This window comes from Glaciimonas sp. PAMC28666 (genome assembly GCF_016917355.1).
Taxonomy (GTDB): Bacteria; Pseudomonadota; Gammaproteobacteria; order Burkholderiales; family Burkholderiaceae_D; genus Glaciimonas.
Window position 1 is genome coordinate 4,882,037 of the sequence record NZ_CP070304.1, and the last position, 17,541, is coordinate 4,899,577.

General features: G+C 49.2%; 18 protein-coding genes. 6 read left to right on the forward strand and 12 right to left on the reverse strand.

Translation table 11 applies throughout. The features are described 5' to 3' along the window. Position 1 precedes the first annotated feature (1 nt). The 10 genes from JQN73_RS22895 to JQN73_RS21065 form a co-directional block, all read right to left on the reverse strand. A complete protein-coding gene (locus JQN73_RS22895; protein WP_370551273.1) occupies positions 2-160 on the reverse strand; it encodes a DUF5908 family protein in 159 nt (52 codons plus the stop codon). 37 nt (positions 161-197) lie between these two features. Next, complete coding sequence (locus JQN73_RS21025) at positions 198-749, reverse strand: phage tail protein (protein WP_205320855.1); 552 nt, start codon at positions 747-749, stop codon at positions 198-200. Continuing rightward, positions 742-1,191: a phage tail protein gene (locus JQN73_RS21030; RefSeq protein ID WP_205320856.1), complete on the reverse strand. Its 450-nt coding sequence runs from the start codon at positions 1,189-1,191 to the stop codon at positions 742-744. The genes JQN73_RS21025 and JQN73_RS21030 overlap by 8 nt, the downstream gene beginning before the upstream one ends. A gap of 23 nt (positions 1,192-1,214) precedes the next feature. Beyond that, positions 1,215-2,756: a phage tail sheath C-terminal domain-containing protein gene (locus tag JQN73_RS21035; RefSeq protein WP_205320857.1), complete on the reverse strand. Its 1,542-nt coding sequence runs from the start codon at positions 2,754-2,756 to the stop codon at positions 1,215-1,217. An 865-nt stretch (positions 2,757-3,621) separates the two neighbouring features. Beyond that, entirely contained in the window at positions 3,622-4,005 is a 384-nt protein-coding gene (locus JQN73_RS22715) for a prepilin-type N-terminal cleavage/methylation domain-containing protein (RefSeq protein ID WP_205320858.1), read from the reverse strand. 500 nt (positions 4,006-4,505) lie between these two features. Further along, positions 4,506-5,192, reverse strand: a complete 687-nt coding sequence (locus tag JQN73_RS21045; RefSeq protein WP_205320859.1) for a dihydrofolate reductase family protein — start codon at positions 5,190-5,192, stop codon at positions 4,506-4,508. Between the two features lie 110 nt (positions 5,193-5,302). Next, positions 5,303-5,773: a cyanase gene (gene cynS / locus JQN73_RS21050; RefSeq protein WP_205320860.1), complete on the reverse strand. Its 471-nt coding sequence runs from the start codon at positions 5,771-5,773 to the stop codon at positions 5,303-5,305. 107 nt (positions 5,774-5,880) lie between these two features. Further along, entirely contained in the window at positions 5,881-6,477 is a 597-nt protein-coding gene (locus JQN73_RS21055) for a hypothetical protein (protein WP_205320861.1), read from the reverse strand. Between the two features lie 106 nt (positions 6,478-6,583). Continuing rightward, the gene (locus tag JQN73_RS21060) at positions 6,584-7,027 is read right to left on the reverse strand and encodes a hypothetical protein (protein WP_240162349.1); all 444 of its coding nucleotides are present in this window, start codon (positions 7,025-7,027) and stop codon (positions 6,584-6,586) included. A gap of 45 nt (positions 7,028-7,072) precedes the next feature. Then, positions 7,073-7,441 carry a nucleotide pyrophosphohydrolase gene (locus JQN73_RS21065; RefSeq protein WP_205320862.1) on the reverse strand — a complete coding sequence of 123 codons (369 nt, stop codon included), beginning with the start codon at positions 7,439-7,441 and terminating at the stop codon, positions 7,073-7,075. Positions 7,442-7,763: 322 nt separating this feature from the next. Here JQN73_RS21065 and JQN73_RS21070 point away from each other — a divergent pair, with 322 nt between their 5' ends. Next, positions 7,764-8,936, forward strand: coding sequence for a DUF2252 family protein (locus tag JQN73_RS21070; protein WP_205320863.1), 1,173 nt, complete (start codon positions 7,764-7,766; stop codon positions 8,934-8,936). A gap of 142 nt (positions 8,937-9,078) precedes the next feature. After that, positions 9,079-9,774 (forward strand): haloacid dehalogenase type II, encoded by a 696-nt coding sequence (locus JQN73_RS21075; RefSeq protein ID WP_205320864.1) that lies wholly within the window; start codon positions 9,079-9,081, stop codon positions 9,772-9,774. A 166-nt stretch (positions 9,775-9,940) separates the two neighbouring features. On the opposite strand, the gene JQN73_RS21080 is transcribed toward JQN73_RS21075, so the two are convergent. After that, positions 9,941-10,594, reverse strand: coding sequence for a HugZ family protein (locus tag JQN73_RS21080; RefSeq protein WP_205320865.1), 654 nt, complete (start codon positions 10,592-10,594; stop codon positions 9,941-9,943). A gap of 268 nt (positions 10,595-10,862) precedes the next feature. Between JQN73_RS21080 and JQN73_RS21085 the strand changes: the two genes are divergently transcribed. Continuing rightward, positions 10,863-12,116 carry a hypothetical protein gene (locus JQN73_RS21085; protein ID WP_205320866.1) on the forward strand — a complete coding sequence of 418 codons (1,254 nt, stop codon included), beginning with the start codon at positions 10,863-10,865 and terminating at the stop codon, positions 12,114-12,116. 9 nt (positions 12,117-12,125) lie between these two features. Beyond that, entirely contained in the window at positions 12,126-12,593 is a 468-nt protein-coding gene (locus JQN73_RS21090; protein ID WP_205320867.1) for an Lrp/AsnC family transcriptional regulator, read from the forward strand. Between the two features lie 11 nt (positions 12,594-12,604). On the opposite strand, the gene metC is transcribed toward JQN73_RS21090, so the two are convergent. Further along, positions 12,605-13,942: a cystathionine beta-lyase gene (gene metC / locus JQN73_RS21095; RefSeq protein WP_370551274.1), complete on the reverse strand. Its 1,338-nt coding sequence runs from the start codon at positions 13,940-13,942 to the stop codon at positions 12,605-12,607. A gap of 455 nt (positions 13,943-14,397) precedes the next feature. Between metC and ilvD the strand changes: the two genes are divergently transcribed. Both ilvD and JQN73_RS21105 read left to right on the forward strand, forming a co-directional pair. After that, positions 14,398-16,275 (forward strand): dihydroxy-acid dehydratase, encoded by a 1,878-nt coding sequence (gene ilvD / locus JQN73_RS21100; RefSeq protein WP_205320868.1) that lies wholly within the window; start codon positions 14,398-14,400, stop codon positions 16,273-16,275. Positions 16,276-16,542: 267 nt separating this feature from the next. Beyond that, a complete protein-coding gene (locus JQN73_RS21105; protein ID WP_205320869.1) occupies positions 16,543-17,499 on the forward strand; it encodes a tripartite tricarboxylate transporter substrate binding protein in 957 nt (318 codons plus the stop codon). Positions 17,500-17,541: the final 42 nt, after the last annotated feature.

The window sequence follows — 17,541 nt, forward strand, 5'->3', positions numbered from 1 at the left end:
TTCATCTCTGAGCGGTGCGATCAAGGAGCTCCTGCGTTTTTTCAACGCACTGCTCTACTATATCCCTGCGTAGTTGCGCCAATAACAAATCAAGCTGAAGCCCCGCATTGCCATCAGGGACACTCACCCGTATAACTAACTCTCTGATTTCAATTGTCATGGCTTTGTCGGTTCGTATTTATTTCCGGCGCGCACACCTACACCTTCACTCTGGTGAAATATGAATACGCCAATTCCAGCGTCTCCACAGCGATCGCATTGGTATCAGCAGCCAACGGTGAAAGACTCCATTTAACTGGCCATGCATTCGTGAATGACCAACTCATCAGAGGATTCTCGCTATGATCGCGCAATATGACCGTGACTTCTTTTGGCTTGAGGGCGTTCGCCAAATCGCTTTGCAACGCACCGATACACCAATCGGCCAAAGGGGAGTTAATGGTAAGCAAACCCCGTTTTAAGATTAAGTTGTTGTACTTGACACGACCTGGCACGCGATGTGTAAAACGGTTTTCTCCACCTTCAACTATTTCAATCACATTCCGGGTAACATCCAGACCGGTTACCTCTGAAAAGCTCCCCTCGAACGCTCCACTCACGTTCGTCAGTGTTACGGCGAAATGGAAGCTGACTGGCGGATAAAAGACTGTCGGTTTAGCTGGGGTTCGCGGAATGGCCGTTGAAGACTGGGGATTCATAGCTGCCTGCAACTGATTAGCTAAGTCGATCCCTTTATCTATGTTAGCCATTGGCAATAGTCATTCCCTCATGCGCCAGTTCAATGGTTTCGACGGCGACTTCATTGCCGTCCGCCTTTAAATCGGTACCAGTGATCTTGGTCGGCCATGCGTTTTCCAAGGTCCAGACCATGGTAGGCGCACCTGCTTGATCTAACAAAGAAATCACCACGTTGACGCGCTTGATAGTGTTGAGAGAGTTTTGTTTGAACCAAACCCAAAACGCGTTATCTTTCGCAAACACGCCTTTTTTCAAAGTAACGTTACCGGATTTTTGAATGCCCGGCATTTTTATAGTCGAAAAAGCTTTGGAATCTCCTGCCCGATATTCGATGATCTGAGCTTCTACTTCTAGCCCGGTTACTTCCTGAAATGAGGTTTTCGTGCCATCTATCGTTACCGAAAAAGAAAACTTGGGTAAAGGCCATACCGTATTTTGTGCTTCGCCTGCCATATTCTGTTCTCCGCGCTATAAAATTAGGATTTTGCCATTTGCTGCTGGAACGTGATCACGATAAATTCCGCAGGATGGACCAGCGCAACCTTGACCATAATTCGCATATATCCGTCCAAAATATCATTCGCATCCATGGTGCTACCGAGCCCGACATCCACGCTGAAGGCGTCTTCCGGCTTAGCACCTTGCAAGGCGCCGGCCTTCCATTGACTAGTCAAAAAATTGATGATCATGCTTTTGACGGTGACCCAGGTTTGCGCATTGTTAGCGGCAAACATATAGGTCTCGGCTGCTATTTTGATCGACTGTTCCAGCATAATCATGGTGCGCCGCACGTTGATATAGCGCCAATCCTGACTGTTACCGTCGAGCGTTCGCGCACCCCAGATCAACAGACCTCGCCCGGGGAAGGCACGGATAGCATTGATCGCTTTTCCATCCAGCGGAACGTTAAGATCTTCCTGATCATCATGGGTAATGTCGAGTACGGGTGATACTGCGCCATAAATTGTGACATTGGCGGGTGCTTTAAAAACACCGTAACCATTATCGGTTCGCGTGTACACCCCGGCAATCGCTCCGCTCGGAGGCAGTACGTTCAATTTCATCAGAATCTCCGCCATCAAAAGCTGATACGTCGGCGAAACCATATTCAATTGCTGATGATTCGTCTTTAAATCTTTCGCGGCCTGAGTCGAATCAGTCACTGGCGTTAGAATTTTTGCCAATAAATCCGTTACTTTCTTCAGTTTGGCAGGTTCCCCAAAAAGTGTTATCGCTTCGGCGTTCAGCACATCAATTAAAGCCGGAAGCGTGTCACTCGTCAATGCACTGTAGTCAACTTCGCTGGCGTCAACAATGCTGGTATTGAGCCAAGGATAATATGCAACGCAATAGTTAAGAGTGTCTCCATCTCCGGCTATCCGATCACGAAAACCATCAGTCCCGGAGATGACATCGCTAGTTGCGTCATACGTACGGGCCTGATCACCATGATATACGTCAAAAATGGCGATGCGACTTTGCATTTTTACGCAATGAAGCAACACTTGACCAGACACGTATTGCCAGTCGTCGAGAGATAATAGAACTGCATCCGGCATAACGACCATCGTCGGCTCTGCTTGTTTTAGAAGGTTGCTCAACGGCGCGAGGCAAAGCGTGTCGTGGCTAAGGCCTTTTACACCACCGATGGCTGCCAGATCGCCAAACAATCCGACCGAAACGATCCAGCAGGCACCCCCGCCATTTGCGAAAAATATGCATAAACTATTATAAAAATAGGATTGCGTTGTCGCATCGACTTCCACTGCGAACGCTGTAGCTGGCGGCACTGCTTTAACGAAACTGAATTTTGTTGTCGGAGGACCGCCAAACAAGACGGTATATTGCGCTAACGATGTTATCCGCGTAGGAATGCCTTGTAGCGATTGAATACCTCTCAGTGCTTTTTCTGTACAACCAATAAAAGCAGGCACGGCGGTGGCAACCTCCACTACCGAGTTTGGAAATGCATTTTCTTCAACCACATACACGCCGGGCGTTTTATATTGCGCTGCCATAGACCATCTCTCATTTTAGGTAATAAACATATAGCGATAACTTCCGCCAGATGCTAAATGTGCTGCCACTCCGCTGACGAACTTAATTTTAATTGCTTTATTTTGTGCGGGAATTCAGTTGGCGCGACCGGAATTGCACTTCCAGGCCAACTTAATCTGCTAAAAATTTATATTAAATATTGCTTAGTTCATATGATGCTTTGAAATTTCATTCTTATTCCGATGAGTCCTGACATTTACTATTTAGTATTTGAATAATTTCCGCTCCCATCGCTTAGATCGCAACAAATTGAACGACAACGGAGGATTAATTTCGGGCGCTGGATGTTGATTTACGCGACCTTTAGCCGCGCGCGCATGGAGTCTTTTTTTAGTGTTGAGCGCTTGCCGTCAAAAGGGAACCTAAACAATTCGTAAATGCGATCCAGCCAGACGGTCTAAGCTCAGGCGACCCACCGAGCTGTTCACTCGATAGTCAAAGTTGTTTTAGATTGGAATGCGAGTCGGCGGGATTGTCGTCCACCCTGTCGACTCGAAATCAAAATCAATACGGCGGGATTAGCGGTCATTTTCGAAGCTGATTCATCGTACTGGCGCAGAGTATTCACCTCTCGCACAATCATAGAAAGACACTATGTGCAGCTTTTGAGTCGAGAAATACACAATCTCAATCGCATCGAAAACGCTTAGGGCCAAAGTCCGTAAGGAGACGCACAAAAGAAAACCCTAAAGTGCAGCCACTAATCAGAGTCTACTGGCTTACTTTAAGGTTCTTTTTTTACTTTTCCTTCATTACTGCGACGGAGTTTCTGCTCGTTGAAGGGAAGGAGAATTACAGAATCAAGAGATTAAAAACTTCGTTAAATCAAACACCCAGAATGTTCACCGGTACAGTCGGCAACGGCGTTGTAGCAGATGGGCCAGTTAATACACAAACGTTATTACCAGCGACCATAAGATCGGTGTTGACCGAATAGCCTGATGGTAATGGACTTTGGATGACAGCAGTTGCGGCATCCGAACAACTAATACCAATAGTGGCAGTGGTTCCTGTTGCGCCTGCAATCGACCCGGCGTAATTCAAGGCGCTGCCAGACTCAATGGCACCTTTAAAACCCAACAGCGCCGATGATTGAGCTTCTGCTCTCAAATCGACGAATTTAGGTAAAGCGACAGCTGCCAGAATTCCAAGTATGACAATGACCACTACCAATTCGATTAAGGTAAATCCCGATTGTTGCTTTTTCATTAAATATCTCCGATGCTAAATAATACAAAATATCGATGCTGAACACGTATCGACTGGCAATTTGACTTGATACGGCCTGTACTACCTTTACGGAAATAATTGCTCACAGTGCAAACAAAAAGTTGGCGAAGAAAATCAAAACTCACCGTCGATTTTTTTTCTTAAAGTACATTTGGATAATACAGCGGAAGAAGATGGTCCCTTGTCAGCGTGCAATAAATAGTTCACGTTTTCAGCAAAATATTTAAAATTTAACAACTAACTGTGGTTAAATCCGCGACTAAAATGGTCTGTATCAGTGCGATCAGGTTGTGGGAAATTGATTTACCCGGCCGGGGTCTCGCAACAGAAACGTGGGACCGTTGAACTGTTGAACCGTTGAACCGTTGAACTATTGGAGGGTGGCAGGAAATGTTTGCCGCATCGCCTTCAAACACCAACCGAGCATAGATTCCAGCTCGGTGGATGAATTTAGCTGACAAATGTTATTTCTTCGGGCATCACGGCTTCTTGTACCGCAGCCACACCCCGCCACCATCCTGAACCTCTGCCGACGCCAATGTTAGATAGATTGGCGTAGTCCATGCATCTTTTGCGATCTCAAATGATGCTGGATGCTCTCCGCGCCCGTCGATCAACGGCAAGATGAGAACACTGACCTCATCGACAAGCCCGGCGTTTACGAATGATCCGCTCACGGCTGGTCCGCCTTCGACGATGAGACGCTTGGTGCCGAGTTCGTCCGCAAGTGTTGCAACAACCTGGGCCAGATCAATTTCTGTCTTGCCACAAAAAATATAAGACACGTTAATGGATTGCAAATAGGCCAGATAGTCATCCGACACCACTTCCGTCACAACCGCGACGACGTGCGAACCGAGCGCCTGGTTGCTCTTCCAGGCCACTTTTCCGTGAGGATCAATTGAAATCGCATAGCAGTCCGCATTACGTTCGGCAAAATAATGAATGCGTGGGACAGGCGCTGTGGCCAAGCCTCTCTGATAATCGTCGCCGTGCGCAATTTCTTGCATGGTGACTCTACCGCAGATCCATGCATCGAACGCAAATTGCTGGGCGAGCTTCTCATATAGAGTGCCGGCATCTTTTTTAAAGGGGCGAGCCCAACCGTCTGTGAGCGCGTGTCCGTCTATGGAGGACATCATATGGCAGATGACATATGGCTTCATGGCAAATTCCCTACTATATTTGAGCATTGATGAAATTGATTATATCGATCCGTCTATCGGGCTTTGGTGCCAAATTGCGTTAGAATCACCTCTGCCAAAGACACCAAACCTTAAAACGGTTTATTGGGCAAGAATTTCCCATCCAGCGTGATCAGCGCCCGCGAACCACCTTCCGGGTCGTCCACCTTTTTTATATCCAGCTTAAAATTAATCGCACTGATGATGCCGTCTCCAAACTGTTCGTGTACTAATGCTTTTAAGGTGGAGCCGTAAATCTGAACCATTTCATAGAAACGGTAGATTGTTGGGTCGGTGGGAATACCGCCAGCTATACTTCCGCGCAGAGGAATTGATTGCAGTTCCGCGACATCTTGTGCATCAAGGCCCAGGCGCTGACAAACGATTTCGGCGACATTCTTCGGCAATGCGTGTTGGCCCAATAAGGCTGCCGTCACGTACACAACGCTTAATCCACTACCGACGGATATTTGCTCCCACGAGAGATCCTTTAGCGCTTTTGCTACGATAACGCGTGAAGTCAGTGCAAGACGGGAATCTTGACATACGCTGGATTGTTGCATGAGGTCTTCCTTTTTCGAAGAGAGAATGGTTGTAGTATTTATACGCTTTGCTGTGCTTGAACGCTCGTTGATTCCTCGCCGTCGCTTTAAGAAGTCACGCCTGAAATTTAATGCGTCGGGCAGCTTTCGGAGAGCGCATTCAGTCCTTGCTTATCAAGGGTAAATGTCACCCGTTTCGCGCCCGCGTCACCCGTGAGGTGAATCACATAGATATTATCAAAATCGTCATCTTGCCAGACCGGAACCTTTGCAGCTTCATTCTTATCAATGCTTGCTACCAGCTTCCTTGCTGTCTTCTCAGCCAAATGGTGCTCCCACGCTAAGAACACCACTGCATTTTTATAGGTTGGTGACAAAAGCGCTGCTTGCAACGCCGCAATGTCCTTGGAACCAAACTCTATATCGACTGGCAAACCCAGACGGATAGCGGTCGGTTCAATCGTTGCTAGTGGCCGAATATAGGCGTAGTTTGTATCGTTATCTTTCTTTAACACTGCAGGATTTGGGGCGAAAATTGCATCAGCTTTTCCAAATTTGTTGATCAAGACCTCTGGTAATGCGAGTGAACGATTCAAGCCCTGGCAATTCAGCTGCCCCAAACCATGCTTCGGTTTTTCACCGTGACGAATAATAACGATCGTTTCGTCCGCGAACGCACTAGCGCTGAAGAGTAAAAAAACGAGTACTGCGGTAATTTGTTTCATGTTTTTTCACAAATATTAGGTAAGTAGCCGATTGTGCCGCATTTTTGCCGCCGCTGTGCTTTCAACGCTTTTACCGTCAATCTGGCGCCGCGAAGTGTAGACTGCATTACGATTTTAGGATGCGCTCAGGCAATGTGGACCACCAGATACACGCTAGCAGCGCTATCTGCAACACCAGTCTGAACGCTAGCAAATCTTCTGAAATACTGGGGAAAAGCTGTGGATTGCGCCACATATATATATTGGCCGGTGTCACAAGAACGGTCAATATGAAAAGACCTAGCCCGGCCGCTCTCCTCCAACCCGCAAACAACAACCCTAATGCGCCTACCAGCTCAAAAAATCCGCTAATGTAGACGGCAGGCATGCGAAGCGGTAACGAAGGCGGAATAATTTGAAGGAAAAAATCACGTGCGATAAAATGTGCTGTGCCGCCGACCAGGAACCATGTGAATACGATGGCTATTCCGACTTTTTTGTAGGTCATATTGTCCGTCTTTACATCCAGTTGAAGTAGTTCGGCCCCGCCTTTTGGTAACTCTGTGCGCACGCCCTATTTCTTACCTACGTTGATGACGGTAAATTGGATGTTTTTTTATTTGTATTCGTCATACTTCCTGGCATCTCCTCGCACATGCTCTACCGGATACCTAATCGCATTCAGCAGCATTTTTTCTTGCGCCGCTTCGATCAAATCGACTTCCATCTTATCGGCAAGCATAATAAGGTACAGGAACACATCCGCGATCTCATGACGGATTTCAGTCCTTTTTTCCGGGTTCAGCTCGTCATCACTTCCATTTTTGAGCCATTGAAATGGTTCCAGCAGCTCCGCTGCTTCCACACACAGTGCGGCGGCGAGGTTCTTTGGCGTGTGAAATTGCTCCCAATCGCGTTCTACAGAAAATGTCCTTACCGCACTGCGCAATTCGGTCAATGTATTTACTGCCTGTAGATTGGTCATAATGGCTTTCCTTCGTAGAATGGATACGCTCGATTCTACTAGAGCAAAGAATGATGCCGAGTCTGGTTTTCGTAAATTTCGTTTTGGGATTGTGGAATTGGCCCACGCCCCGGCTTCGGTCTGGGCGAATGCGAATCTCGCCGTAAGATCAAAACTTGCCTACTTCACGGTAGCTATGGACGTTTGGGCAATTCCACACGCATAATCCCAAATAGGTTTTTGGGGCTTCAGCGGATATAGTTGAAAAATGTTCTTCCCGGGCAGGCGCTCAAGTAATTAACGACGATGAATCGATCTTGATTTTTAGACTGGAGTCCGATTGATGATAATTCCTGCTCCACATGCACGTCAGGCGATATTGACGGCACGTCGCAACAAAAAAATGGCACGTTCACCGCATGCGTACGTCCGAGGAAATACGGCGCAATATTACGAGTGGCTGCACAGCTTACGCGGTCACACACTGCCACACGGTCCTCCGATCTGGATTTGCGGTGATTGCCACCTCGGCAATCTGGGTCCGTTGGCAGCGTCCGATGGCCACGTCGATGTGCAAATACGCGATTTTGACCAAACAATTATCGGCAATCCTGCGCACGATCTGGTGCGACTTGGGCTGTCACTGGCGGCTGTTGCACGCGGCTCGCGTTTGCCAGGAATTGTGACCGCGCAGATGCTTGAATACCTGGTGGCCGGTTACGAACAGGCTCTCGAAGCTGGAGAGGAGCGAGTATCGGTAAAAAGGCCTGAGGTCGTCAAGGTAGTATTGCGGAGCGCGGTCAAGCGTTCCTGGAAAGAACTTGCACGTGAACGTATTGTCGACACCCGGCCTGATATTCCATTAGGAAAGAGCTTTTGGCCCCTCTCAACATTGGAGAAAAAAAGTATCTCGGCCATGTTTAAAGCCAAGGAAACAATCAAGCTGGTCACCACCTTAAAGTCGCGTGATGACGACGCAAAGATTGAGGTAATAGACGCCGCCTACTGGGTAAAGGGCTGCAGTTCACTGGGCAGGTTGCGCTATGCGGTGCTGGTTTGCGTGGGCGGAACTGATTATTGCCTGATCGACATTAAAGAAGCCGTTATAGCGGCGGCTCCTCGTTATCCGAACGTCAGTATGCCGCGCGATAACGCACGGCGTGTGCTGGAAGGTGCGCGGCACATGTCACCAGCATTAGGAGAGCGGATGATTGCGCAACGTTTCTTGAATCGTGGCGTGTTTATAAGAGAACTGTTGCCGCAAGATCTTAAGCTGGAGATCGATGAACTTCAAGCCGATCAGGCCACCCACATGGCCCGCTATCTGGGATACGCCGTCGGTTATGCGCACTCGCGGCAAATGGACGAAGCTGCACGCAAAAGCTGGCTAAGCGAACTCAAATGCAACCGTATCAAGAGCCTGGCGACACCGGCGTGGTTATGGAACAGCGTTGTGAAGCTTATCGCCAGCCATGAGGCTGGCTATTTGGAGCATTGCCGTAAGTATGCGTTGTAATCTGTCAGGCACAACCGAAAAAGGAAGAATCAAGCGGCAAACACTTGAAATTCACTTTTAATTTATGATGAATAAAAATACAGCCTCAACTTACACCGCTAAAAGCATTAGTCGGAACATCGCCTTAATTCGATCAGAAAAAATGACACAAATAAAAATACTAGCATTTGATATATTCGGCACCGTTGTCGACTGGCACACCAGCATTGCACAAGAAATAGATGCGTTACAACTTGGGGTCGACGGCGATGCGTTCGCCCTGGCCTGGCGCGAGGGGTACAAACCCGCGATGCAAAGAGTTATGTCGGGCGAGTTGGGATGGACGCTGATTGATGATCTGCATCGCATCATATTGGATGATATTCTCAAACGCTTCGGCATCGACGGAATGAGCGAAACAGAGAAAATTTATCTCAATAAAATTTGGCATCGGTTAAATGCGTGGCCGGATTCGGTTGAGGGATTGACCCGACTGAAATCGAAATACACTGTTTGCACGCTCTCCAATGGCAATATCGGCTTACTAACCAATATGGCGAAGCGCGCTGGCTTGCCGTGGGATTGCGTATTGTCCGCTGAAGTGTTTAAAAAGTACAAGCCTGATCCGGCGACCTACCTTGGTGTAGCAAAGATATTTGATGCGGCGCCCGATGAGGTCATGCTGGTCGCAGCCCATCAGGATGACTTGGACGCTGCCCGCAGCTGCGGTTTAAAAACCGCTTACATTGAGCGCCCGTATGAGTTTGGCGCTGCGCATATAAAAGACGTTTCTTCGCACCCGGAAAATTCGTTTCATGCAACGAATCTGGTGGCATTGGCTGAAATCCTCGGCTGTTAGGCCACGCCGTCCTGAGTATTTCGTTACCCTAACTGAATACTTCGCGTTAGCCTTTTTAAAATAAGCTAACGCTTAAAGTTTAATGTTACCGGCAGAAAAGTAGCCCGAACACCCGAGGAAGTCCTTACAATATTCGCTGTGCTCGCCAGGAATAATATTGAAGCGGCTAGTCGACGGCGGCAACAAAACGTCGGACGACCTCGCTAATTTGCGCCAAGGCCACCGGTGCGTCGGGAAACCGTTGCCGCGTCCGCTTACCATTTTTTTCGACATCAAAACCATAGCAATCAATCCCGAACATCCGTATCGGATTTGGATAGATATTCGCAATGCCATGAATGAGCATTTTTTCGTCGGCCAGTGGTAATACCTCCACACCCGCCCACTCCTCAATTCCGATCCAGCCCATTTGCCCGAAGCCGCCGATATAACGTAATTTTTGCGGTGTCAATTGATAGAAAGAAAAACCTCCAAGCGCCAGATACTCCTTTGCGTCAGGATGATAGCGGAGATAACGCGCAACAAGGTCAGCAGAAGGCGCAATTGGGACGACATCGCCAACAATTGAAATTCGTTCAGCCGTTAATACATTCTGACTCTCGGCGCTGTGGACCAAAAGGCTGGCGCGGGAATCCGCCAGAACGTTCTTCGTATGCTCAGCCAGATCACTGAGCAGAAACACGGGGCAATGTTGCTCATTCAGCGTAAATGGCAAGATGGTCGCAAAAGGATAGCCAAGCATTTGTGCCGAAAGTGTCGCCAAACTGCCCCAGGCTGCTTCGTGCATTAACTGAATAGCGGACGCTAAAGTTATTTTCATAGGCGTTTTAATTCGTTTCAATTGAAAGTTATCAGTTAAATTCCGCCTTGGAAACTGTTACGCAGTAGCAAATAACGACAGAATCAGCCAACAAAAAATCGCGTCAGGATTTATTATATGCGTTGGACGCTCATATCGGCTGCCCAAAATTATCTCTTAATATCTCGCGTGGGGTGATAGTAAAGACTTGCCATCTCATTGTAAAATCACTGGAATGTCGGTTTATCCATTGTTCATTTCAACCGTGGTAACTTTTGAAGCGTCAAGCATGCATGGAAAAAATAATTTCTTGAAAAGTTCGTCGTCCTGTTTCAGGTTGCGGGCATTTTTATTGGTATTGGGGATGACGCTCGTCAGCGCACAATATAGCGCGGCAGAAACGACCATTAGCAAAGGAAAATCTGCCCTGACGAATATAGTGGAAACAGCGCCGAGCCAGCGTCAGGATGGTTGCTCGTCGCGGGCCAGCGCTGCCTGTTTCTTTAAAGTCACGCTTCAGGACGGCCATCAAAATGGCGGCACATTGGGCTATTATGCATCCCATCCTATCGACCACGGCAACACCAACTATCCCAAAATAAATTCCGCTTTAATTGTCATTCACGGCCATTCGCACGATGCAGCAAAAACGTTTGATTCTGCCATCGCTGCAGCCTCTGCGGATGAGCTTGCTACCACATTGGTGATTGCTCCCTTGTTCCAGGCCGGCGATGCGAACGCCAAAAAATGTCGGTCTGCAGAGTCACCATCCGCAACATCAAGTGATTTTGTGTGGACCTGCACAAGTTGGATGGAAGGCGGCCCCTCCCAAAATGATCCAGACATGACATCATTTAAAGCGATCGATCAGTTGATTGAAACAATTATCCAGCACTATCCCGCAGTGCGGACCATCACGATTGCGGGGTTCTCCGCTGGCGCACAGACAGTGCAGCATTACATCGGCTTTTCGACGCTCCAACCCAAATCGTATTCCGTTCGTTATGTCGTAGCAGATCCAGGAACCTGGCTTTATTTCGATGCCGAGCGGCCGCAACCCATGATCAAAGGCCAACCAGTGACTTGGTCAGAGTGCGATGCTGACGGCCAAAGTGATTTTGGAAAATGCACGGTGAAGGTTATTATTCCGTCGCAAACAGCAAGCGACTGCCCTGCTTATAACGCCTGGAAATATGGCACCGACAATCTCCCCTCGACCCTGCCCACGAACGCGACGGCAGGCGCGGCGCGGCTAGCCTACCAAGCCGCTGATGTCACCTACCTTGAAGCGGCTCTCGATAGCAGCAACCATAAAAATGCGGCATATAAAGTATTGGATAAATCGTGCGGTGCGGCGCTGCAGGGACCGTTTCGGCTGCATCGCGGTTTGGCTTACGCCCTTTACGAACAAGAAAAACTGCAATCACCACATCACAGGATGATGAAAATCGTCCCTGATTGCGGACACGATGTTGCTTGCGTATTCCCATCTGATATTGGCCGAAAAGCCCTTTTCCCAACGACCAGTTTAAAAACACATTAAGCACGCCATATGGACAAAATAGACAAACAGATTCTGGCAATCCTGCAAGAGGATGCGACAATTTCAGTCGCTGAGATAGCTGAAAAAGTGAGCTTGTCGTCGACACCTTGCTGGCGTCGGATTCAAAAACTGGAAGAGGAAGGCTACCTGTTACGCCGTGTCGCGCTATTAGATGCTACCAAGCTCAATGTTGGTGTGACCGTATTTGTGTCCATCAAAACAAATCAACACAACGCGACCTGGTTTGCGCAGTTCAGCACCACCGTGAAGCTCATACCGGAAGTCGTCGAGTTTTATCGAATGAGCGGCAATGTCGACTATCTGCTGCGCATAGTAGTACCCAACATCGCCGCATACGACAAGGTCTACCAGAAGCTGACGCAGACAAACGCACTGTTCGACGTCAATGCCAGCTTCGCGATGGAGCAAATTAAACACACCACCTCTTTACCGCTAGGGTATATCGACTCTGAGTAACGCAAACAATCTTAAAGTGCGCGCTCCATACATTTAAACGCGCGGTCCATGTCCCGTTTGAGATCATCTATATTTTCCAGACCGACGTGAATACGGACCAGGGGATTCTGGTAAGTCTTGCGTGACGCGACCCGCGTTGGTGGCTTGTCAATCGGTAACGCCAGACTTTCATACCCGCCCCACGACAGGCCAATACCAAATAACTGAAGACTTTCAAAGAAACTGGCAAACGCCGGGCGGCCTATCGGCTTCAGTTCAATGGTGAACAATCCGCTGGCCCCCAAAAAATCGCGCTTCCAAAGCTGATGGCCGGGGTCGGATGGCAACGCAGGATGTAAAACACGCTCCACCAACGGTTGCGTCACCAAATGCTCAGCTAACTGCATACCACTATCCCAATGCTGGCGTAAACGTACGGCCATACTGCGCATCCCGCGCAGCGCCAGATAGATATCATCCGGTCCCGCAGTTTGGCCGAAGTCGTGTGCGCCCTGCTTCAAAATCGGCCATGCGCGCTGATTTGCGCTGGCCACACCTAACAACGCATCCGAATGCCCGACGATATATTTGGTAGCGGCATGGATTGACACATCGACACCGTGTTCGAAAGGCTTGAAATATAACGGCGTGGCCCAGGTATTATCCATTAACACGTAAGCCCCGACCTTGTGCGCCTCTTCGGCGATTGCCGGAATATCTTGTACTTCAAAGGTCCATGATCCCGGCGATTCAACAAAGACGACGCGCGTATTCGATCGGATCAACTGGCGGATTTCACCACCGATCAACGGATCGAAAAACTCCACTTCCACACCCATGCGGCGCAACACGCGCTCCGCAAATGTGCGGGTCGGACCGTACGCGCTATCTGTAATCAATACATGATCGCCGACCTGAACAAAAGCCATGATGCTATGGGTGCATGCCGACAATCCCGATGGAAACACTAATGCGTGATCGCCGCCCTCGAGCGTGGTGATGGCTTGTTCGAACGAACGCGTGGTCGGGGTGCCAAAACGGCCGTACTTTGCCATCGGATTATCCGTTTGACGACCCGCTTCCCAATCATCGAGGTTATCCGCCATAATGGTTGAGCCACGAAATACGGGGGTATTCACCATCCCACCGTAAAGCGACGGATCACGACCGGCATGGATCAATTGCGTATCAACATGTCGCATAACTCTTTGATCCAGATCAATCTGGTAAGTTTGTTCTGCCTGATGGCTCAGGTCCTGCGGAACTGGCAGATCAAGCGCGAACTCAGATGGCAAAGCGGATGGTGATGAAGTACCGCTGGAAGCATCTGCTTTAAATAAAGAAGTGTCTGATGGGAGAGCTGAAGACATATTTTTCCGTCGTTGACCTGTCTGGCGAGATTGCCAGTCTTAAGTGTAGTTTACACTTAATGAAAAATCGTTCCTAAATTAGACATGCGAGAACGCTTTATTAGAAAAATATTCTAATATTTATATGCTTATAAATAATTTATTCCATAACATTCAATTTAATGATATTTCCACTACATACCAAGCGATAAAACCGTGTCGAATCGATAAATTGAACGCCATTAATATCTAAGACGTCTTAGTTACCAACGAATCATATATTTGACAACACGATAGGGTCAGGGCACTCTAGGCGCAGATTTGCAGCCAAAGGTGGATTATGCTGATCGAGTCCGATATATTTGTCGCTACAGATCACGCCCATAGTTTGCCGCCGATTTCGCAACTACATTGCGTCTACGGCTACTTTTCACCTCATTTAGCTTTGCCCGATTGAATCATTGGAGATTGAAGTCATGCCAGAATATCGCTCACGCACCACCACCCACGGTCGTAACATGGCCGGCGCCCGCGCTCTTTGGCGCGCAACCGGGATGAAAGATGGCGATTTCGACAAGCCTATCGTCGCCGTCGTCAACTCTTTCACTCAGTTTGTTCCAGGCCACGTACATCTGAAAGACCTGGGGCAAATGGTTGCGCGTGAAATCGAGGCGGCGGGTGGCGTTGCGAAGGAGTTCAACACCATTGCAGTCGATGACGGCATTGCGATGGGTCACGGCGGCATGCTGTATTCGTTACCATCACGCGAACTAATTGCTGATTCCGTCGAATACATGGTCAACGCCCACTGCGCCGACGCAATGGTCTGTATTTCGAACTGCGATAAGATCACGCCGGGCATGTTGATGGCAGCTATGCGCCTGAACATCCCGGTTGTCTTCGTCTCTGGTGGTCCGATGGAAGCCGGTAAAATCGTGGAAGCGGTGTTGCCGGGAAAAGCCCCTGGCACCCAACGAATCATTAAGATCGATCTGGTCGATGCGATGATCAAGGCCGGTGACTCCTCCGTCAGCGATGCAGATATCGCAGAAATTGAACGCGCAGCTTGTCCGACATGCGGCTCCTGTTCCGGCATGTTCACAGCCAATTCCATGAATTGCCTGACTGAAGCGCTTGGCCTGGCTTTGCCGGGTAACGGCACGATCCTGGCAACCCATGCAGATCGCAAGGAATTATTCCTGCGCGCCGGACGACTGATCGTGGAACTTGCGAAACGTCATTACGAGCAAGACGATTACTCTGTGCTGCCACGTTCAATCGCTAACAAGGCGGCATTTGAAAACGCCATGACACTCGATGTGTCAATGGGGGGATCAACTAACACAGTACTGCATTTGCTGGCAGCGGCGCAAGAAGCTGAAGTCGAGTTCAAGATGGCAGACATCGACCGCATCTCACGCCAAGTTCCATGCTTGTGCAAAGTAGCACCGGCCACCGACAAATATCATATCGAAGATGTCCATCGTGCCGGCGGTATTATCAGTATCCTGGGTGAATTGGCCCGTGCCGGTTTGCTGGACACCACACTCCCAACGATTCATAGTAAAGATCTGGCCGAAGCGATTGCCAACAACGACATTACGCAGACACAAGATCCGGCTGTCCACAAGCTGTTCAGCGCAGCACCCGGCGGTGTCGCAACACAGACTGCTTTCTCGCAGGAGAAACGTTTTGACAGCCTGGATATGGATCGCAGCACTGGTTGCATCCGCGATAAAGCACATGCCTATTCGCAAGATGGCGGCCTTGCGGTGCTGTACGGCAATCTGGCGATCAACGGTTGTATTGTAAAAACCGCTGGCGTCGATGAAAGCATCCTGAAATTTACAGGTAAGGCACGCGTATTCGAAAGTCAGGACGCTGCCGTGGAAGCGATTTTGGGCGACGTTGTGCAAGCTGGCGACACCATCATCATTCGTTACGAAGGACCGAAAGGCGGTCCTGGCATGCAGGAAATGCTGTACCCGACTTCCTATATCAAGTCCAAAGGTCTGGGTAAATCATGCGCCCTCTTCACCGACGGTCGTTTCTCCGGTGGTTCATCCGGCCTGGTGATTGGTCACGCTTCTCCAGAAGCGGCAGAAGGCGGCGCAATTGGTCTGGTCGAAGATGGTGACACGATCGAAATTGATATCCCTAATCGCCGTATTCACCTGGCGATCAGTGATGCACTGCTAGCGGAGCGCCGCGTTGCCATGGATGCTAAAGGTAAAGACGCATGGAAGCCGATTGGTCGCCAGCGTTACGTCTCCCAGGCGTTGCAGGCATATGCTGCGATGGCCACATCGGCAGATCGCGGTGCGGTACGAGATATCAGCCAATTGAAACGCTAAGCCACGAAGCCACTACGCCACTAGGCCACGCAAACAACTGAGGCTGGTCTAAGGTTTTAACACCCGTAATATGTTGAAGAACGCGCCTTTCGGCGCGTTTTTTTATGTCCAAACACAAGCGCTGAAAGCATCAGAGCTATAAGAGAAATTTGTATTCTTACAATGAAAACGATTTATTGCTGTATGGTGTTATTCTTGGAATACGAATTAATTTTCTATATTTCGAAAATTAATATTAGGTTCAACCACCCTAAAAGCAGGCTCACGATGAATCGTTGCAAACGCGTATTGGTTTTTTTACTGTGCATGGGATTGGGCGCCTCAGCGCAAGCATTTCCTGATCATCCTGTGCACATCGTCGTTGGTTTTGCGCCGGGTGGAGCTGATATTTCCGCCCGTTTGGTAGCACAAAAGCTTTCCGTACTCTGGGAGCAGCCCGTCATTATTGATAACCGTGCAGGCGCAGCCGGCAACATTGGAGCCGCCTTGGTCGCTAAAGCCGCGCCTGACGGTTACACGATTCTGCTGCTGGTAAACTCGTACACCATCAACACCACGGTTTACCGCAATTTGACGTGGGATTTGCTGCGCGATTTTGCACCGATCGGCAGCTACGCAAGCACGCCGATGGTGGTCTTGGTTAACGATCAGTTACCAGCTAAAACCTTCGCCGAGTTTGTGGCCTATGCAAAAGCGAATCCCGGCAAGATCAATTATGGATCGGCCGGCTCCGGCACCACGACGCATTTGGCGGGCGAAATGTTTGACATGCGCTCCGGCATCCAGATGACACACGTACCGTACAAAGGCTCCGGACCTTCTGTAGTTGCCTTATTGTCAAATGAAGTTCAACTGTCGTTCGGCTCCATGGCAGCGTTCGACGGCTTAATCAAGCAAGGTCGGGTCCGTCCACTGGCGGTGACCACCGCGACCAGATTTCCCGGTCTTCCCGACGTGCCAACCGTGGCAGAAAATGGGATGCCGGGCTTCGATGTCAACGTCTGGTACGGCCTTCTCGCGCCTGCAAAGACTCCTCCAGCGATCATAAAGAAGCTTAGCGACGATCTGGCTAAGGTGATGGCAGACCCCGACCTGGCACTAAAACTTCGAGCGACCGGCCTTGAGCCGACCTACCTGGATAGTCAAAAAACGGCCGAACTGTTGAAGCAAGATGTAGCCCGCTGGCGCGAAGTGATTAACAAACTCAAGTTTTCTATCGATTAGCGCCATCCAGCGCATCCTTCAAGCAAGGTCGTCCGGAATCAA

What these genes read in the sequence shown, in the direction of transcription:
- JQN73_RS22895 (WP_370551273.1), bottom strand. Translation starts at nt 160, where the DNA reads ATGACAATTGAAATCAGAGAGTTAGTTATACGGGTGAGTGTCCCTGAT.
- JQN73_RS21025 (WP_205320855.1), bottom strand. Translation starts at nt 749, where the DNA reads ATGGCTAACATAGATAAAGGGATCGACTTAGCTAATCAGTTGCAGGCA.
- JQN73_RS21030 (WP_205320856.1), bottom strand. Translation starts at nt 1,191, where the DNA reads ATGGCAGGCGAAGCACAAAATACGGTATGGCCTTTACCCAAGTTTTCT.
- JQN73_RS21035 (WP_205320857.1), bottom strand. Translation starts at nt 2,756, where the DNA reads ATGGCAGCGCAATATAAAACGCCCGGCGTGTATGTGGTTGAAGAAAAT.
- JQN73_RS22715 (WP_205320858.1), bottom strand. Translation starts at nt 4,005, where the DNA reads ATGAAAAAGCAACAATCGGGATTTACCTTAATCGAATTGGTAGTGGTC.
- JQN73_RS21045 (WP_205320859.1), bottom strand. Translation starts at nt 5,192, where the DNA reads ATGAAGCCATATGTCATCTGCCATATGATGTCCTCCATAGACGGACAC.
- cynS (WP_205320860.1), bottom strand. Translation starts at nt 5,773, where the DNA reads ATGCAACAATCCAGCGTATGTCAAGATTCCCGTCTTGCACTGACTTCA.
- JQN73_RS21055 (WP_205320861.1), bottom strand. Translation starts at nt 6,477, where the DNA reads ATGAAACAAATTACCGCAGTACTCGTTTTTTTACTCTTCAGCGCTAGT.
- JQN73_RS21065 (WP_205320862.1), bottom strand. Translation starts at nt 7,441, where the DNA reads ATGACCAATCTACAGGCAGTAAATACATTGACCGAATTGCGCAGTGCG.
- JQN73_RS21070 (WP_205320863.1), top strand. Translation starts at nt 7,764, where the DNA reads ATGATAATTCCTGCTCCACATGCACGTCAGGCGATATTGACGGCACGT.
- JQN73_RS21075 (WP_205320864.1), top strand. Translation starts at nt 9,079, where the DNA reads ATGACACAAATAAAAATACTAGCATTTGATATATTCGGCACCGTTGTC.
- JQN73_RS21080 (WP_205320865.1), bottom strand. Translation starts at nt 10,594, where the DNA reads ATGAAAATAACTTTAGCGTCCGCTATTCAGTTAATGCACGAAGCAGCC.
- JQN73_RS21085 (WP_205320866.1), top strand. Translation starts at nt 10,863, where the DNA reads ATGCATGGAAAAAATAATTTCTTGAAAAGTTCGTCGTCCTGTTTCAGG.
- JQN73_RS21090 (WP_205320867.1), top strand. Translation starts at nt 12,126, where the DNA reads ATGGACAAAATAGACAAACAGATTCTGGCAATCCTGCAAGAGGATGCG.
- metC (WP_370551274.1), bottom strand. Translation starts at nt 13,942, where the DNA reads ATGTCTTCAGCTCTCCCATCAGACACTTCTTTATTTAAAGCAGATGCT.
- ilvD (WP_205320868.1), top strand. Translation starts at nt 14,398, where the DNA reads ATGCCAGAATATCGCTCACGCACCACCACCCACGGTCGTAACATGGCC.
- JQN73_RS21105 (WP_205320869.1), top strand. Translation starts at nt 16,543, where the DNA reads ATGAATCGTTGCAAACGCGTATTGGTTTTTTTACTGTGCATGGGATTG.